13 protein-coding genes are annotated in these 17,716 nt (G+C 47.1%); 9 read left to right on the plus strand and 4 right to left on the minus strand.

Translation table 11 applies throughout. The annotated features are described in order from the left end of the window. Window positions 1-62 precede the first annotated feature (62 nt). The 4 genes from ACR32F_RS04565 to ACR32F_RS04580 all read left to right on the plus strand — a co-directional run bounded on the left by ACR32F_RS04565 (window position 63) and on the right by ACR32F_RS04580 (window position 4,641). Window positions 63-626: a Uma2 family endonuclease gene (locus tag ACR32F_RS04565; protein ID WP_440116574.1), complete on the plus strand. Its 564-nt coding sequence runs from the start codon at window positions 63-65 to the stop codon at window positions 624-626. 368 nt (window positions 627-994) lie between these two features. Then, on the plus strand, window positions 995-1,726 hold the full coding sequence (locus tag ACR32F_RS04570) for a hypothetical protein (RefSeq protein WP_440116576.1): 732 nt from the start codon (window positions 995-997) through the stop codon (window positions 1,724-1,726). Between the two features lie 12 nt (window positions 1,727-1,738). Beyond that, a complete protein-coding gene (locus ACR32F_RS04575; RefSeq protein WP_440116578.1) occupies window positions 1,739-3,427 on the plus strand; it encodes a VWA domain-containing protein in 1,689 nt (562 codons plus the stop codon). A gap of 74 nt (window positions 3,428-3,501) precedes the next feature. Next, window positions 3,502-4,641 carry a toxic anion resistance protein gene (locus ACR32F_RS04580; protein ID WP_440116580.1) on the plus strand — a complete coding sequence of 380 codons (1,140 nt, stop codon included), beginning with the start codon at window positions 3,502-3,504 and terminating at the stop codon, window positions 4,639-4,641. 90 nt (window positions 4,642-4,731) lie between these two features. Here ACR32F_RS04580 and ACR32F_RS04585 read toward each other — a convergent pair whose 3' ends face one another. Continuing rightward, window positions 4,732-5,361 (minus strand): hypothetical protein, encoded by a 630-nt coding sequence (locus ACR32F_RS04585; RefSeq protein ID WP_440116582.1) that lies wholly within the window; start codon window positions 5,359-5,361, stop codon window positions 4,732-4,734. 485 nt (window positions 5,362-5,846) lie between these two features. Further along, on the minus strand, window positions 5,847-6,875 hold the full coding sequence (locus ACR32F_RS04590; protein ID WP_440116584.1) for a LacI family DNA-binding transcriptional regulator: 1,029 nt from the start codon (window positions 6,873-6,875) through the stop codon (window positions 5,847-5,849). A 459-nt stretch (window positions 6,876-7,334) separates the two neighbouring features. Here ACR32F_RS04590 and ACR32F_RS04595 point away from each other — a divergent pair, with 459 nt between their 5' ends. The 4 genes from ACR32F_RS04595 to ACR32F_RS04610 all read left to right on the plus strand — a co-directional run bounded on the left by ACR32F_RS04595 (window position 7,335) and on the right by ACR32F_RS04610 (window position 12,381). Continuing rightward, window positions 7,335-8,624: a sugar ABC transporter substrate-binding protein gene (locus ACR32F_RS04595; protein ID WP_440116586.1), complete on the plus strand. Its 1,290-nt coding sequence runs from the start codon at window positions 7,335-7,337 to the stop codon at window positions 8,622-8,624. Window positions 8,625-8,719: 95 nt separating this feature from the next. Beyond that, the gene (locus ACR32F_RS04600) at window positions 8,720-10,075 is read left to right on the plus strand and encodes a carbohydrate ABC transporter permease (RefSeq protein ID WP_440116588.1); all 1,356 of its coding nucleotides are present in this window, start codon (window positions 8,720-8,722) and stop codon (window positions 10,073-10,075) included. After that, on the plus strand, window positions 10,072-10,908 hold the full coding sequence (locus ACR32F_RS04605; RefSeq protein WP_440116590.1) for a sugar ABC transporter permease: 837 nt from the start codon (window positions 10,072-10,074) through the stop codon (window positions 10,906-10,908). The genes ACR32F_RS04600 and ACR32F_RS04605 overlap by 4 nt, the downstream gene beginning before the upstream one ends. A gap of 186 nt (window positions 10,909-11,094) precedes the next feature. Beyond that, the gene (locus ACR32F_RS04610) at window positions 11,095-12,381 is read left to right on the plus strand and encodes an MFS transporter (RefSeq protein WP_440116592.1); all 1,287 of its coding nucleotides are present in this window, start codon (window positions 11,095-11,097) and stop codon (window positions 12,379-12,381) included. A gap of 314 nt (window positions 12,382-12,695) precedes the next feature. On the opposite strand, the gene ACR32F_RS04615 is transcribed toward ACR32F_RS04610, so the two are convergent. Both ACR32F_RS04615 and ACR32F_RS04620 read right to left on the minus strand, forming a co-directional pair. Beyond that, window positions 12,696-13,088 carry a hypothetical protein gene (locus ACR32F_RS04615; RefSeq protein WP_440116594.1) on the minus strand — a complete coding sequence of 131 codons (393 nt, stop codon included), beginning with the start codon at window positions 13,086-13,088 and terminating at the stop codon, window positions 12,696-12,698. A gap of 596 nt (window positions 13,089-13,684) precedes the next feature. Continuing rightward, window positions 13,685-15,841 carry an alpha-amylase family glycosyl hydrolase gene (locus ACR32F_RS04620; protein WP_440116596.1) on the minus strand — a complete coding sequence of 719 codons (2,157 nt, stop codon included), beginning with the start codon at window positions 15,839-15,841 and terminating at the stop codon, window positions 13,685-13,687. Between the two features lie 500 nt (window positions 15,842-16,341). Here ACR32F_RS04620 and ACR32F_RS04625 point away from each other — a divergent pair, with 500 nt between their 5' ends. After that, the gene (locus ACR32F_RS04625; RefSeq protein ID WP_440116598.1) at window positions 16,342-17,715 is read left to right on the plus strand and encodes an alpha/beta hydrolase; all 1,374 of its coding nucleotides are present in this window, start codon (window positions 16,342-16,344) and stop codon (window positions 17,713-17,715) included. Window position 17,716: the final 1 nt, after the last annotated feature.

A 17,716-nucleotide genomic window follows, 5' to 3' on the forward strand; every position in this document is an offset into this window, starting at 1 on the left:
CGCGAACACAATGGTATAATGAAAGCAAAAATAAGGATTAGGTAAAAGAGGAGGTTGGAAGTGTGGCAAAACCCGATGATAAAGGTACTTATAGCTATCAGGATTGGTTAACATGGGAAGGGGCATGGGAATTAATTAACGGGAAACCTTTTAATATGTCGCCAGCACCCACCTCATTACACCAGTTTATTGTGGGTGAGCTGCACTTCTCCTTGCGTACTTTTTTTCAGAATCGGAAATGTTTCGTTTTTGTTGTCCCCTTTGATGTGTATTTCAGCGAGAATGAACAATATGACGTACCTGATCATGTGGTACAACCGGATCTGTCGGTGGTTTGTTCCAAAGACCAAATATCCAAGAATGGCTGTCAAGGTGCGCCGTCTCTTATTATAGAAGTGCTGTCTCCTTCAACTGCGCTGAAGGATTTTAACGAAAAGTTTAATCTGTATCAGAAATATGGTGTGAATGAATACTGGATTGTTGACCCTGGCAATCAGACCGTTCATGTATACACATTGGAAGATGGCAGTTATCAGAACCGTCATTTGTTCACCGAGCAAGAAACGATTCAATCCATGTTGTATCCGGAACTGGAGGTTCCACTTCGGAATTTATTCAGGCTTTAAGGAGTTTGTAAGAAGAATACGACATCATCATCACTCCGGCGCTGGCGTCGGGGTGTTTTTCTTTTTTTATCGAATAAGCCCGATATATAAAATGACACGCCCGATCCATTTCCACGTATTACCTGATAACTTTTCTTTTTCTCCCACCGATTGTTCCACATACACGGCTCGATTTCCAGAGGTTACAAAATCGGTTCCACGTTGTCCCTGTAAAGATGAGATGGGATAAGCCCAAGCCACGTATATTATGAATATCCATATTAAACCACCCGAATGCAACAACATCATGTACAATGAAATAAAGTTCCAATGGAAAATATCGACATAAAAGTCCAGCACATAACGTGAAAGGAGGTCTGATGATTTACATGATAAAGTACATAAAACTGCTGGGACTGATCTTCGGCGTTGTAGTGATGGATGTGCTGCTGTTCTCGCCAGGATTCATCGGACTGGGGTTTAGTGGGGGAGCCTTTACAACAGCGCTTTCGGTGACATGTCTGTTCGGCAGCGTGCTTGCTCTCTTTTATGGAAGCTACACCTTATTGTTCAGACAGCCAGTAGTCTTGCCTGTGAAACAGATCGAAACCCATGAAGATTATGTGGAAGCGTTATCCTTTTATCGACGTATTAAAGTGCTGGAGGAGGATATTACGCTGGGGTTGTCCCAACTGAGCCGTATGAAGAGAAAGAAAGAGACCCTTCTGAACGTGCTGAATCAGCGTTTTGATCCGGGGGAACTGAGCTACAAGAAATTTGCTTCCGTCACCCTTGAGGTGGAGAAGCTGTTATACCTCAACATCCGAAGTGTACTTCACCGACTGAATGTATTCGATGAAGCCGAGTATGCCAACCTGATGAAATCTAAATCCGCCACACTACCCCAGAAGCTCTTCCAGGAAAAGACTAAAGTATATAACGATTATCTGAGCTATGTAAAAAACTCGCTTCATACCAATGAGGAAATCCTCTTGAAGCTCGACCAGCTAATGCTGGAAATCTCCCGCCTGGACAGCTTTGAAGCCGGAGATATCGAACAGATGCCTTGTATGCAGGAGATTGATCAATTAATCAAGCACACCAAATTATACAGACAGTGAGGGGTTGTACGTATGGCGAAGAAGGGCAAATTTTTTTTCATATCGATCATGATGTTGGTACTTGTGTTTGGTCTGGTATATGCAGGGATTACGCTGACATCGAACTTTGGTAAATCCAGTACACAGGTGACCACAGAGAACGCAGGCAAAGAGCTAGGCAAACTGTATGCGGACATTGCACCGACAACGGCTGAACCCGTGAAGGGGCAGATTGATCTTGATCCGGTCGATGTGGCAGAATCACTGCCGGACATTTCCAAATTTCCAGTGACGGTCGAGAATACCACGAATGATTATGTAGAAATTTTTTCATCCATCGAGAAAGCAGGTACAGGTGCGGATGGCTGGTTAACCGAGGTGAGTGAAGAATTCAACAAGGCCAACATTACCGTAGGTGGCAAACAGGTATCGGTAAAAATCCGCAATATCGCATCCGGTACGGCAGCCGATTATATCAAGTCAGGCAAATACGTACCTGATGCGTACACCCCTTCGAATGAGTTATGGGGCGAGATGGTAGCCGCAAGCGGTGTAAAGACAGACCTGGTGTCCAAAAGACTGGTGGGGAATGTTCCTGGTATCGTCATCTCCAAAGCAAAATATGATGCACTGGTCGACACGTACGGCTCTGTGAATGTAAAAACCGTGACCGAAGCCATCGCCAACAATGAGCTTGCAATGGGGTATACTGATCCGTTTGCCAGTTCCACGGGATTGAACTTTCTAGTAACTGCGCTGAACACGTATGACAGTTCCAATCCGCTTGGAGAGAAGGCGATCCAGGGCTTTGAGAAGTTCCAGGCCAATGTACCGTTTACAGCATCAACAACGATTCAGATGCGTGAGGCAGCCAAGTCAGGGCGACTGGACGCCTTTGTACTGGAATACCAGACTTACGTCAACACCGCAGATCTGAAAAGCGGATACGTCTTTACCCCTTTTGGCGTGAGACATGACAGTCCGCTGTATGCACTGGGGCAACTGCCGCAGAACAAGCAGGAGATTATCAAGAAGTACGCCGAATTTGTAACCCAAGCGAAGTATCAGCAGTCGGCTGAGGAATTCGGATTCAACGGACTACAGGATTACAAATCTGAATTGAAAACAGTGGATGGTGGTACCTTGCTGTCTGCGCAGAAAGTATGGAAAGAGAAAAAGAACGGCAGTAAACCAATCGCAGCCGTATTTGTAACCGACGTGTCTGGTAGCATGGCCGGCGAACCGCTGAACCGACTCAAGGAATCATTGCGCAAGGGACAGAAATTCCTGGGCACAGACAATAGTATCGGACTCGTTTCCTACTCTAGCGGAGTAACGGTGAATCTGCCGATTGCCAAATATGATACGAACCAGCAATCCATGTTTGTGGGTACGGTGGATAGCCTGCAAGCAGGTGGCGGTACAGCAACCTTTGATGGCATCGTTGTGGCGATGAAGATGCTGGAAGATTATATGGCGACTGATCCCAATGTGAAGCCGTTGATCTTTGTTCTGAGTGATGGAGAGACCAACGAAGGCCATACACTGAAAGATATCCGTGATCTGGTCGAGACCTACAAAGTGCCGATCTACACGATTGGTTACAATGCGGACATCAAGGCGCTGGAGAGCATCTCCAGCATTAACGAAGCGGCAAGCATTAATGCGGATACCGACGATGTGGTGTACAAAATCGGAAACCTTTTCAACGTACAGATGTAACCATGCACTCGAAGTGACCTAGTGTAAAGTTCGTTATTCGATTTAAATAGCACGTAAGTGAAGGGGGAACATGGATGTCGTTTTCGATGGAAATACCTAGCCAGAAGGAAATTCAGAAGGTGATTGAGGAAGAAATAAAACCTGTACCTGCCGAGGTAGCGGAGCTGCAGCAAGTCGCGAATGCCAACGTAGAGATGATCATGACCCTGGATCTCGAATCTTTGGAGAAACGCAAGGAGATTCTGCAATCCATTGACGGCTTTGGCATGAACACAATGAGATCCTCTTCCGAGAAAAACGCGTTGCTTCAAGTCTCTGTTGGACATCTGTCCAAGACGGGAGACGAGGGCGGTCAGGTCGCCAAAGGCTTGACCGAGCTGCATATGCAACTGAAGGATCTCGACCCAAGCGTGGTCGATTTCGCCAAAACCGGCTTCCTTGGCAAATTGTTCAATCCGCTGCGGGCCTATTTCCTGAAATATCAGAAGGCCGATGCGGTCATCGCTGACATCGTGACCTCTCTGGACAAAGGCAGAGCGACTTTGAGAAACGACAACACCACACTGGAGATTGAACAGCAGAACTTGCGAGAGCTGACCAAACGACTGCAAAAGGAAATTCAGCTCGGTGTGCTGATGGATGAGTCGATCGACGCGCAAATCGAAGCCGCCAAGGTGCGTAACGAGGACCCGGAGAAAGTCCGCTTCATCACCGAAGAAGTGCTGTTCCCGCTGCGTCAGCGGGTTATGGATTTGCAGCAAATGCTGGTGGTGAACCAGCAAGGCATTATGGCTATTGAAGTCGTCATTCGCAACAATAAGGAGCTGATCCGCGGTGTGGATCGGGCTAAAAACGTCACAATCTCGGCATTAAAAATTGCCGTAACCGTGGCGAGTGCGCTCTACAATCAGAAGATTGTATTGCAAAAAATCGAACTGCTCAACCGGACGACCAACGATTTGATCGTAGGTACGTCCAGAATGCTGAAAGACCAGGGTATTGCCATTCAGAAACAGGCTTACGAGGCGAGTATTTCGGTCGATACGATGAAGCAGGCTTTCACGGATGTGTTGTCTGCGCTCGACTCGATTAGTGTCTATAAGCAGGAGGCACTGCCTCGGATGCGTGAGACCATTAACCAGTTCCGTGAACTGGCAGATACCGGGGAGCAACAGATTCAGCGTTTGGAGAAAGGGCAGAAGCTGGGGTTGTGATCTTTACAGGTTGATAACAAAAAACAAAGCGGCCATTCCCTTTTAATCACTTGGGGATGGTCGCTTTTTGGAATGGAATTAGGGACTATGCTAGAAACCATACCCCATACTTCTTGCATAAGCATATAACAACTGCTCGCATTGGTTAATGAGATCGCCACCGGCTTTTACTTTGGCACTGCCCTGTTTCAGTATCGTGTAATTCACTTTTTTCTTGGAAACGGCCTGTTTGTACAACAGGTATCCTTCAAGCTGAAGGTAACTCCCCTTGACGAAATAGGCATGTATTTTCTTGATTTCTCGATTGGTAGGCTTGATTTGTTTTGCCTTGGATACCAGTTTCGTATAATTGGGGATCACCGTGTTCGTAAGTTTGAGATACATAGACTTGCGATTCGCTGAAGTTACCTGTGAGCCGACGCTTTCCAACGCGTCAAGGGCTTTAGTCTCATACGACTCAAGAGCATATATCTGTTCAAGGTATTGTTCGAATTCTTTTTGCTCTTTAGTGAGCTCCTGTTCTGCCTCATCCAATTCCGACTCGCTCATCAATTCTTCGCTGAAATAATCTTCGTCTTCACTATAACTCTGATCTGAATATGTAGAGGTTGCTACTTTGACTGCATTTGCAGAAGCGGCTGGAGAGAGAAGCGCTCCACCAAGCAAAACAAAACTGGTAATCAATGATATAATCCACGACTTCTTCAAAAGTAATGTCATCCTCCTTTTGTTCTATTCCATTGGATAATCTAACATATAAATACCGGAAATTACAGGAATGTATTTACATAAATATGGTTGTCAATCTTTTGAATGGAACCGTCATTACGGCAGATGCAGGTTGGAGCTCGTACTAAAATTCAGCGTTCATAACCGGAACATGCAAAGAAGGGGGTGTCTCAAAAGGAATTCCTCCTTGCTCCAAGCGTTAACGAACCTCAGTAACGCTATTCCGTCATAAGTCGGTGTCAAAATCTAAAAAATCGACCGAATCGACGAAATAACGTCTCTGTGATTTGTTGGATCTCAGATCAGGGAAAATGGGAGTGAATAGCGTGTGTTAGGTTCATTAAAACAAAATAACGCTAAAAGGGGCTGTCCCCCGTCACATGTATGACTTATGGGACATCCCCTTTTTGCATACTCACAAACGCGTAAGGATGTTGAACATTAGATCATAAGGACAAACGTTTGCACAAGTATGTTTATACATTCTCGGACAGTGTAAAGAGGGACGAATCCCGAACAATCAAACGGTGCGGGATAATGACCGGATTTTGGGGCAGCTGCTCGCCGTGCAGAATTTTCAACAGTACCTGAACTGCGGTGTAGCCCAGCTGATAAGTTCCGATATCAATGGAACTAAGCGGAGGAGAAGCAAGTTCCGACAAGGCAATATTGTTGAAGCTCACAACACTTATATCTTCAGGAACGTTATATCCCAGCTCAGCTAAAGCGCGGAGTACACCAAAGGCAACATTGTCGTCAATGACAACAATGGCGGTTGGCCTGTCCGGTAACGACATGAACAAGGACATGGCTCGGAAGCCGCTCTCCTGCAGGAATTCTCCTTCCACGATCCAGTCACTGTTGGCGTCAAGGGCCGCTTCTTCAAGCGCATTTCGGTAACCTAACATCCGATCATGAGATAACGTCAGATCCGGCGGACCACTCACAAATCCGATTCGTTTATGTCCTTGGGCAATCAGATGTGTTGTCGCATCGAATGCGGTCTGTACATTGTTATTGTCCACCATCGGTGCATTGGGATGTGTTTCGCTGCGGCCAATCAGTACAAAGGGAAACTTTTCCACCTCCAAAAAAGAGATGATCGGATCTTCCCGTTTGGAGCCAAGTAGCAAAATTCCATCTACTCGTCGCCCGTGGACTAGGCGGGATATGGCATTCAATTCACTGCTTGAAGATGTTTCGGTGGTGAGCAGAAGTTCATAATTCATGCGGGTGGCATGCGTAATGATTCCCCGAAGCAACTCTCCGAAAAAGTAGTTCTGAAACAGTTCCTCAGCAGGCCGGGGCAGCATGATCCCCAGGGTTTGAGTTGTTTTGGAAACCAGGCTTTTCGCCATCATATTTGGATGATAATTCAGTTCTTTCATAATTTGCTTCACTTTGAGCGACGTTTCCGAACTGATTCTGGGATGGTTGGAAATAACCAGTGACACCGTAGAAGGGGATACACCCGCCAATTTGGCAATATCTTTGATTGTAATCATGTGAAAAATCCCTTCTGTACAAGCATTTCAACATGTCTCCTATGTTAATTGAAAGATTTGGATAAATCAATTGTAAACTGCACTAGGGGCAAGAAGGAGAAAGTAAAATAAAGGAAGATGGAGCGAGATCAAGCAAATGGGAAATTACGGGAAGATACGCCATAAAAGTGAAGAAAAACGAACGAAAATGACTTGTGCAAACGTTTGTGCAAATAAAGTTGGCTATTGTATGATGTGATTGTTAATATAGCGCTTACATCATTGAAAAGAACATACGACCTAGAATGTTTATCCCGATTACATACTCATTGTAGCCGTCTGAGGTTCGTTTGAGCAAACGTTTGTACACATGCCGAACGGAATATACCCAGAACCTCAGAATGCAGGAACAGTACACAGAAAAACGGGTGAAAAGCGCGAGTACAGCATGGAGCACGATTACGAAAAGGGGGAATTTCAATGAGAAAATGGCAGCAAGCAGCACTTGCAGGTTTCATGGCATTAACACTTGCCGCATGTTCAAGCGGGGGTGGAGGCGGGGCTGCGCCCACTGCACCAGACAGCGGTGGAACTGGGGAAACTACAGTGACCGCAGAAAACATACAGCCGGAAGAGGGCGCAAGCCTTGTCATATGGGAGGATAAAAATCAGCGAAGCTTTATCGAGGAGCGAGCGAAGAAATTTGAAGAGGAGTATGGCGTTTCTGTAAAGATCGAGGAATTGCCGCCAACCGATCAGGTGACCAAGCTGACGACAGACGGACCCGCAGGATTGGCTGCGGATGTGGTCGTTTTCCCGCATGACAAGATTGGCAGTGCTTCAGAAGCCGGACTGATCTTGCCGAATGATATTTTTGAGCAAAAGACCTCGGAATCCACCAGTGACAATGCACTGAAAGCGGTAACCTTCAAAGACATCCTATACGGCTATCCCTACAGCGTAGAGACCTATGCATTGTTCTACAACAAAAAGCTGTATCCCGAGGCACCAAAGACATTTGAAGACATTATCAGCTTTGCCCAAACCTTTAACGATACCAAAAACAACAAGTACACCCTGATGTGGGAGCTTCAGCAGTTCTATTACAATTTTGCTTATCTTGCTTCCCAGGGCGGATATATCTTTGGCGATGAAGGCATGGACAGCAAGGATATCGGACTCAATAATGAGGGAGCTATCAAGGGCGGCCAGTTCTTGCAAAGACTAAAATCGGAAGTGCTGCCTGTGAAGATGGGCGATGTGAACTATGACATCAAAAAAGGACTGTTCTCCAGCGGCAAACTGGCCATGGATATTAACGGACCGTGGTCCATAGCAGACTATCGCACTGCTGGTATTGACTTCGGTGTTGCTCCACTCCCGTCAATTGAAGGCAACCCGATGACTTCCTTCTCTGGGGTCAAGGCATATTACGTTAATGCATTTACAACCTATCCGAATGCTGCCAAGCTATTTGCGGCGTATCTCTCCAGTGCTGAATCCCAGCTGGTTAACTTTGAGATGAACGGAACACTCCCGGCCAACAAAGACGTGGCTGCCGATTCTAAGATTCAGGGCGATGAAATCACGAAGGCATTCCTTGAGCAATTCAATAACTCCACCCCAATGCCTTCGCTTCCTGCCATGGACAGTGTATGGGGGCCGATAAGCGCGGCAATGACCGACATTTGGGATGGGGGCAAGGATGTAAAAACCTCTCTGGATAACGCGGTCAACCAAGTCAAGGAGAGCCTTGCAACGGTCCAATAAAAAAAGGAAGAGCAGGTGCAGAGGAAACCAACATGTCCTCTGCACCCTGCTATAGCCGATCGGTAACTTTGCTTGCCGGGAAGGAGTAGGAATGAATGAAACAGCAGCATGTTCCAGTCACTGTTAAGCCGGAAGGAGAAAGGCAGCATCGCATGACAGCGGCTGTATTGTCCGTTGTCATGCAAGGACTTGGACAACTATATAACCGTCAATGGATCAAGGGAATCTGTTTTCTGATCCTGGAGGCAGTGGGACTCGCGTATCTGATTCCCCGATTGAACCAGGCTGTATGGGGCGTATGGACACTGGGTGAGCAGACGCAGCGTTTTGTCAAAGTGAATGGATCAACGGTACTGCAACAGGGTGACCATTCTATTTTTTTGCTGCTCAATGGAATTATTGTGCTCTTGGTGTTTTTCGTTTTTCTTCTTCTATATATCTTCAATATCCGGGACGCATATCTTACGGGAAAATTAAGAGAGGAAGGAAAGCAGGCCACCCGAGCTTCTGCTTCCCTGAGATATCTGCTCGATAAACAATTCCCGTATCTTTTCTTGTCCATCCCTGCGCTCGGCATTCTTTTTTTCACGATTATGCCGATTTTGTTTACGATTACCCTGGCCTTCACCAATTACTCGGCACCGGATCATATTCCACCCGCCAAGCTGGTCGACTGGGTAGGTTTCAAGACGTTCACGGACCTGATCCAGCTTAAATCGTGGAGCCATACCTTCTTTGGGGTGTTAACATGGACGGTCATCTGGGCCATTCTGGCAACGGTCACCACCTATTTTGGAGGTGTGCTGGTTGCGCTCCTCATTGAACAGAGAGGCATTCGATTCAAAAAGCTGTGGCGGACGATATTCATCCTCCCGTATGCGATTCCACAGATTATTTCACTGCTTCTGATGCGTAATTTGTTTAACGGACAATTTGGCCCCATTAATACGTATATGAAGGCTTTTGGCCTTGAGGGGCTGCCGTGGCTAACCGATCCGTTCTGGGCGAAAGTGACGGTCGTCCTTGTCAACATGTGGATCGGAATTCCGGTCAGCATGGTGCTTATACTGGGCGTGTTGACGGCCATTCCTAGGGATTTGTATGAAGCGGCTGAGGTGGACGGTGCGTCCGGTTTTCAGAAATTCCGCATCATTACGCTTCCTTTTATCATGTTTGCTACAACACCGGTGCTCATTATGCAGTTTGCCGGGAATTTCAACAATTTCAATGTCATCTTCCTGCTGACGAACGGCAATCCGCTGCGTGGCGATTATCAATACGCGGGAGCGACCGATCTTCTCGTGACCTGGTTGTACAAACTGACGCTGGATAACAACAAATTCAATATGGCTTCGGCGGTCGGCATCATCATTTTCCTGATTATTGCGTCGTTCTCCATCTGGAATTTCCGTCGTTCCAAATCGTTCAAGGAGGAGGACATGATTCAATGAAAAAGCGTAACAATCCCATGCGTCTGACGATCAGTTATGTGCTGCTGGTCATCATTGCAATCGTATCGGTGTATCCTGTCCTGTGGATCTTTCTCTCGTCGCTGCGTCCAGGAGCGGCGTTGTACAGTGAACGTCTGTGGCCTGAAGCGTTCACGCTGGCACATTACGGAGAACTGTTCACCAACCCGTCGTTCATGTATGGAAAATGGTATCTGAACACGTTGAAGATCGCCTTTTTCACGATGATTTTCTCAACGCTTATGGTTACGTTGGGCATGTATGCGTTGTCCCGATTCCGGTTTCGCGGTCGCAAGACCATTTTATCAACGATGCTGGTTCTGGGGATGTTCCCCAGCTTCATGAGCATGATTGCCATTTATATTATTTTGCTGCAGATCAAACTGCTGGACACTCACGCCGCGTTGATTCTGGTCTATTCGTCCGGGGCCGTTCTGGGTGGATTTATTGTCAAAGGGTTCTTTGATACCATCCCGCGCAGTTTGGATGAAGCAGCCCGGATCGACGGGGCCAGTCATCTGCGTGTGTTCACCAGCATCATTTTGCCGTTGTCCCGGCCCATGCTGACCTATGTAGCCTTAACCAGCTTCACGGGTGCGTGGATGGACTTTATCTTTGCCCGGCTGGTGCTGCGGACCAAAGAGAACTGGACACTTGCGGTTGGCATGTGGGATCTGGTTAGCCGATATCAAGACAGCAACTTTACGATGTTTGCTGCCGGGGCCGTACTGATCGCTATTCCGATTACGTTGTTGTTTGTATTCCTACAGCGTTTCCTTGTGCAAGGGCTGACCTCTGGCGCTTCCAAAGGATAAAGTTGCAGTGCTGGTCATCGTAATACATCGTAATACACAGCCGCATCCTATAACCGTATAGACAGCCTGTAGAACATCCTCAGGCCACCAATCAGGCGCTTCTGAGCGGTTCCATCCATCTTGGAACTGCTTCAGAAGCGCCTGCCTGTAATTTGAGATCCCAGAACCAAGAGGAGGAAATGATCCATGGGAACGCTACATTCCCCAGAACCTGAATTGGAGTCAAACGGGGCTCGCGCTGCTGCGGAGAATAAGAAAATGGCCAACAGATCGCTCTGGCGCAATGTGGCTTATCGCAGGATTTTATGCGGCTACGGTATATCCGTATTTGGGGATTGCTTCAACGGCATTGCGATCAGTCTATGGGTGTTGCAGACCACAGGAAGTGCCAAGAGCATGGCAGCTGTACAGGTATGCAATATGGTCGTCAGTTTTCTGTTCGGATCGCTGGCGGGTACGTTTGCGGACAGGCTGGATCGCAGAACATTGATGCTGTCGTCCGATTTGTTTCGTGGAGCGATGGCGTTTATCATCGCGGTGAGTCTGTTTGTGCTGCACGCTCCTTTTCCGCTCGTACTGCTCATGCTTTCGCTGTCCATGTTCTCCAGCCTGTTTCAGGCGCCTGCATTTCATGCTTCGGTAACCAGTTTGGTCGGGAGTGAGCATCTGCAACAAGCTACAGGAACCATCCATCTGGTGGATAATATGGCCCGCATCAGCGGACTGGCCGCAGCAGGGATTGCAGTTTCTGCATTTGGAGGATTTACGGCCATTATGATTACGGGGGTGACTTTTTTGCTCTCTGCGATGTGTGTACTATTGGCAGGGCGTTTCCCCGATGTACAGCGGTCATCCACTGCTCCTGCGTCCTTCGCCCAGGAATGGCGTGGTTCGTTCACCTACATTTTCGCTAATCCTTTAATTCGGTCCATCGTTATACTGAATCCGCTGCTGATTCTCTTCTTCATGTCTGCCATTATGTTGGTTCAGGTCATGGCCGTCAACGTATGGCAGGCAAATCCAGTCCAGTTTGGGCTGATCGAAACGTGTATTCCTTTGGGGTACATGCTGGGCTCTGGGGTACTGATTGCCTCGGGCAAACGGCTGAAACGAAGAGGGAGATGGGTGTTTATCGGTCTACTGGTCCTTGGACCACTGTATATGTTGTTATCCCATGTATCTTCTCCTTTGCTGGCCTTGCCGCTGATCATTGCTGGGGGTGCCATGTTTGCGTGCTGTACAATGTTAACCCAGATCATGATGCGTGCCGAGGTTCCCGGTGAGCTGCAGGGAAGAATCTACGGCGTGCTTGGAACGATCACAAGTACAGCCCCGATCCTGGGATTAACGGTAGTTTCGGTTTTGGCGGATCAATGGGGTGCCCAAACTGTGCTGGAGAGCTTGGGAGCGTTGCTGCTGGTGGTAGGGGTGATGGCGGCAGCAGGGTTAAAGTCAATCCGTACCTATCGATAGTAGTCCAGCATAAGACAATATTCAATTTGATTTTTATCGCGTATTCTTTAGCATCTATTCCAATCGCCATATATGGCTTATGTCAGCACGAACGAAATCGAGACGAAATGCTGCACATTAATTGTGATAAAACAGAAAACCATTTGCCGCACCTGCGGTACAACAACTTTTCAAACATAGATTATTTACTTTCCAACAAAATACTTACGTTTACGTCAGTAATTTAAAGTGAGAGGATAGTATCTTCCACCTGATCCGACAGAGGCAACCACGGAGATTATAAGTATGTCCATACGCATAAGGAGCAACGCTTACTATTCTGCAACGAATTGTTTACTATCTTTATTAAAGCTATATATTGTAGTTAATGTATCGCCATTTGTATTCTGTCCTTCTGTATTTCTCGTGGTTACGATCAGCTTTTCGTTTTCATTAACGGGAATACTACTTTTTTCATAATTGATAGTTTCCTGAATTTCCTCAGCCTTTTTAAAAGTAATTGCGAATGCTTCTCCACTTTTTTTATCAATGCAAAAAGCATAAGAATTATATCCTCTTGAAGCTGTGTATTCAGGAGTGAGTAAAAAAACGTCCATTCCTTTAAAGCTGATTTTCTCGAAGGAAATGGGTTGGTCAGAAGATTGAATAAAAACAAGCTCCTGTAGTTCTTTTATTTCTTTTATGTCGTCATTATGTTTGTAAATCACGGAGTAATTACCTTGATAAAAAAAGTCGCTTTCTTGCCCTAGAACACTTGGGATAGTGACATGTCCAATCGCTTCTTTTCCTTCTGAAACAACATATAACTCACCATTATCTGTATCTATCCGGGCTCGAACGGTCGGGTTATCTTGATTGATATCAATCTTAACTACTTTCGTATAGGGTGAATCTGGAGTTTGATTTTCAATTTCATCTTTCTTGTTCGTCTCCGTCGATGTAGTTTCTGTCTTATCAATAGGTTTTTCTGAACTCTCAGTACCACATCCGGATAATAAAATACTTACTGCAACTATGGAGTTTAGGACAAACGAAGGCTTTTTAAAAATTTCATTCGCTTCCTTTCTAAATGTTAGTATATTTTACAGGAATTATTATATATCATATATAACCCATAAAAGTTGATGATATGTAATTTATTTCTTGGAAAAGAGTAATTTACGAATCATACTACCAACGTAAAGGAGTGATTACATGGTTTGTTAAAATTATTTATTCAAAAGCATCCACGCTGTAAAGAACCCGGAGCAGGCGCTTTGTCGCGTCTGGCTCCGGGTTGAATGATAGGGCGATAAAGGAATGACTATTGCCAGTCCACCGTAACGGTTGCGGTTCCACTGGTCGGTGTGGTGAAGGTGTGATTATTGCCATTTTCCCACGTGATGGTAGAGCCGTTCTTTTTGAAAAACTTGAATTCCAGATTCGTTCCGGCAGGCACACTGACGTCATAATACCAGGTTGGATAGGAATAGATGACCTGATTGAAGGCCGGACCGATGGCAAGAGGGCCTGTGGACCAGTTCCCCAGCTCCGCAACATTACCCGCCAGATAGAGATTTTGGCCGAGTGTGGTGGATGCGTTGTTGATGACAAAACGGACGGAAACCTGGTTGCCACTCAGAATCGTGAAATTGTTATAGGTGTTGCTGTTGACTCCGCCCGCTGCCACTTTAACGGCGTAGTTGCCCGCGGCAACGGATGGAATGGTGACTTTAATCTGAGTATCTTCCCAGGATGTAATGGCTGAACCGGTAACAGCTGTTGTACCGAAATAAACTGTGCCTTTGGTTGTGCCGAATCCACGACCATCAATGGTAACGGTATTGCCCGCTTTGCCCATGGTAGGGCCCACGTGCCCGATGGTTGGTGTTGTGGTATTGGCTGTATACTGCCAGACCGCTGTAGCTCCTGCGGCAAGTGTGAAGGCGGAGACGTTTCCACCAGTAGAGGTAATGTTGTTACCATTAAGCGCACCAGCAAGTACATCGTTGTAGGTCCCTGAAGGGAGCGAGGTGGTCAGGCCGCTGATGGAAGTAGAAGTCGAAAGATTGCGGTTAACCGCTACGACAGCCACATTGTTGCCGAATTTACGTTCATACACATACACATCATTGTTAATCCAGCGCTGCTGGGTTGTTCCGTAGGCGATGGCAGGATTGGTTTTGCGCAATGGTGCGAGTTTGCTGATGACGTTAAAAGCGGTAGTTGTTTTGGAGAAGGAAGGCATTTTGGCACGGTTATCCGGGTCACCGTTACCTGTCAAATACTGCTCCGTACCGTAATAGATGGCTGGCACGCCCCGTGAGGTAAGTGTAAATGCAAGCGCTTGTTCGAGACGACGGTTGTTAACGGCACTGGTTTTGAATCGATCCATGTCATGGTTGTCAATAAAGGTCACCTGGTCATTCACCTGGGCATAATCAGCCGCAGTGCTGGTAATCATGGAATCCAGGGCAACCATCGTGGATGTGTTATCCCGGAACACATTACGTACTTCATTGTTGAAACGGAAGTCCAGCAGGCTCATGCCGGATTGGTTGGCAAAGTTGGTGTTGTCCGCGTCCGAAGCGGAGGAGCCCAGGAACCATTCACCAAATGTGAAAACTGGTTTGTAGCTATAAATGGAGGACATCCAATTTTTTTGCCATCCCATCGGCATATGTTTGACCGCATCCACACGGATTCCATCAATGCCCATATCGAGCCAGAGCTTGATCGCATCCTTGAAGTACGTGTCGATGGTGCTGTTGTTGTGATTCAGGTCAGCGAGATCATAGAGGTTTTTGTAGATGCCGTTCTCCAGTGTGGAGAAGTCGGAGCCGCCATTGTGGTGGAAAAGTTTGTTCGTATCATTGGTGTAGCCACCAAGCAGAGTGCCATTATTGTACAACTTTCCATTCTCTGCGAACGAGGTGTTGGTTTCCATGGCTGGAGAGGTATGGTTGGGAGCAAAATCAATGATCACTTTGATGCCCTTGGCATGGGCCGTGTTGATCAGATTCTGAAAATCGGCCATCGTACCAAAGGCTGGATTGGTCTTCTTGAAGTCCCGTGCCCAGTACCCATGATAGGCCGAGTTGTTGACACCGGAATAGTTAATCAGCGAGTAAATGTTCTCCACAGGCTGAGAAATCCAGAGTGCGGTAATGCCGAGATCTGTAAAATAGTTGTCATTAATCTTGTTGATCAATCCCTGCCAGTCCCCGCCGCAATAGAGCTTCAGGTTGGTACAGGAGGAATCATAGGCCGCTCCGGTAGGGTTATTCGAGGGATTGCCGTCCTGGAAGCGGTCAGTAAACACCTGATAAATAACGTCGGTGCTGAAATTTGGTTTGTTGGTTACAGCCGTATCGGGATCTGCGAATACAGAGGCGGCAGGGAATAAGGGCAGTGCGCTTCCAGCCAGCAAGCTGAGGGTTAGCGTGGTACTGAGGATGATTCGTTTGGTCCATTTGAACATGGTAATCCACCCTTCGTGTATTTGGATTGAGTTTGTTTTTGCTGTGCAGCCTTCTCATGATCAGAAAAGCGCTTTCAAAACAGGTGTTTGACAGGTTGTTCTAGACGATTCCCCTCCTTCTTGCATGCAAACAACCCCGGCACCTCCTGCTGGAGTTACCGGGGTTGTCCTAAACCGAATGGGTTTAAAAGCATGGCCCTCGAGTTATATTCACAACGCTATGATAATTAAATAATGGTTTACTTGTCAATAACTTTTTCTTAAGCATTTTTTTTCTATTCCCATATTTACAAACCAGCCTCAACCGATTTAAACTATTCGCAGACCCACCAATATAAGGGCTATGCATTTTAGAACATTTCGATGTTTTAAGACAACCCCGTCTCTTCTGAGACGGGGTTGTTTGTCGATGCAGCCGAGGGTAGAGCACAAGCAGGAGACATATCGAAAATCCGGTATTGTACCGAGGGGAATCCATAGGAGAGGCGGTTGATGGCTCAGTGAACACTCCTTCTGTCATCGAATGTGTGGAAGGTTTCAATGCAACTCAGCTGGGCAACACGAGGAAGATTTTTGTCTATTTGCCACCAGGCTACAGGGAGCATGTGGAACATCGCTATCCGGTGTTATACATGCATGCGGGTCAGAGAGCCTTTGGTTCTTCGGTTGCGGGAAATGAAACGTGGAACGTGGATCAGGCGGCAGACCAACTGATCGCCCAAGGCTTGATGGATGGGCTGATCATTGTCGGGATTGCCCATGTGCGTCCAGTTACACACAATGAATTCTACCATTTCGTTGCACCTGCAAGAGAAGCAGTGAGTGTGGGCTGCTCCGGTCTGGATTATGAACACTTTATCCTTCATGAACTGAAACCATTCATTGACGAGCATTACCGCACTCTTCCGGACAAGGACAATACGGGACTGCTTGGGTCTTCCGCAGCGGCGCTCAGCACCTTTCATATCGGAACACGTCATCCTGATATTTTTGGCAAACTGATCATGCTGTCTCCCTTCTTCGTGGACGTGCAGCTGGACGAAATGTCGGAGAGCAGATTGCGGGAAGAAAACATGGTCCTCATACCTGAGAGCCGTGCCCCCATTCAAATGTGGATGGATATCGGGGACGCAGAAGGATTGTTTCTGCCTTCCCAGGTAAGGAACAGGGTTCATCAGATGTTTGCTCTGGGATACAAGCCAGGCAAAGATATCGCATTTCTGGAACAGCCGGGTGCCGGTCATCAGGAAGCGGATTGGGGAGAACGGGTTCATCTTCCGCTATTGTACATGTTTGGCCGAATCGGTAACCCGGTCTCTCTGGAGCTGAGGGGAAGGGATGTTATCGGAGTAAAAGGAAAAATGAGCTGTCATATTAATGCGCTACTTCATTACGACAGCGGGTTCACCATGAGTGTGCTTGAAGGGGAATATAGGTCTGATCATCCCGATATCCTTGAAGTACGACCAAGCGGGGAGCTGGTTCCTGTCGGGACTGGTAATGCAGTGGTCACCCTGACGGTGGGAAAGCTGTCAGCATCTCAGATGTACACGGTCGTGGAAGAATTATCAGGTCACGTGAGAGTGTGCATGAGCGTAGAAGCACCGCCCCAGGACATGTATGATAACTCCATTTACGGAGGGATGGGCATGAAGCTTCTGCATACAGGCGGGGGGCGGTATGAGGGTTGCTTCGAGGTTCCCCGCGACAGCGGATTTCGCTTTAGGTTCACCCGTGGCTTCCGCCAGTTTGAGACCGATATGGATGGTGCAGCGCTGCCTAATCGTGTGTTTCGTGCCAATGATGACCTGTCTCTTCATTATCAAATCCAGTCTTGGGGTAGCACGGCTGCCAAAGCCGGGAACAGGAGGTAGC

The sequence above is a fragment of the Paenibacillus hebaui genome, from assembly GCF_051934385.1.
Classification (GTDB): domain Bacteria; phylum Bacillota; class Bacilli; order Paenibacillales; family Paenibacillaceae; genus Paenibacillus.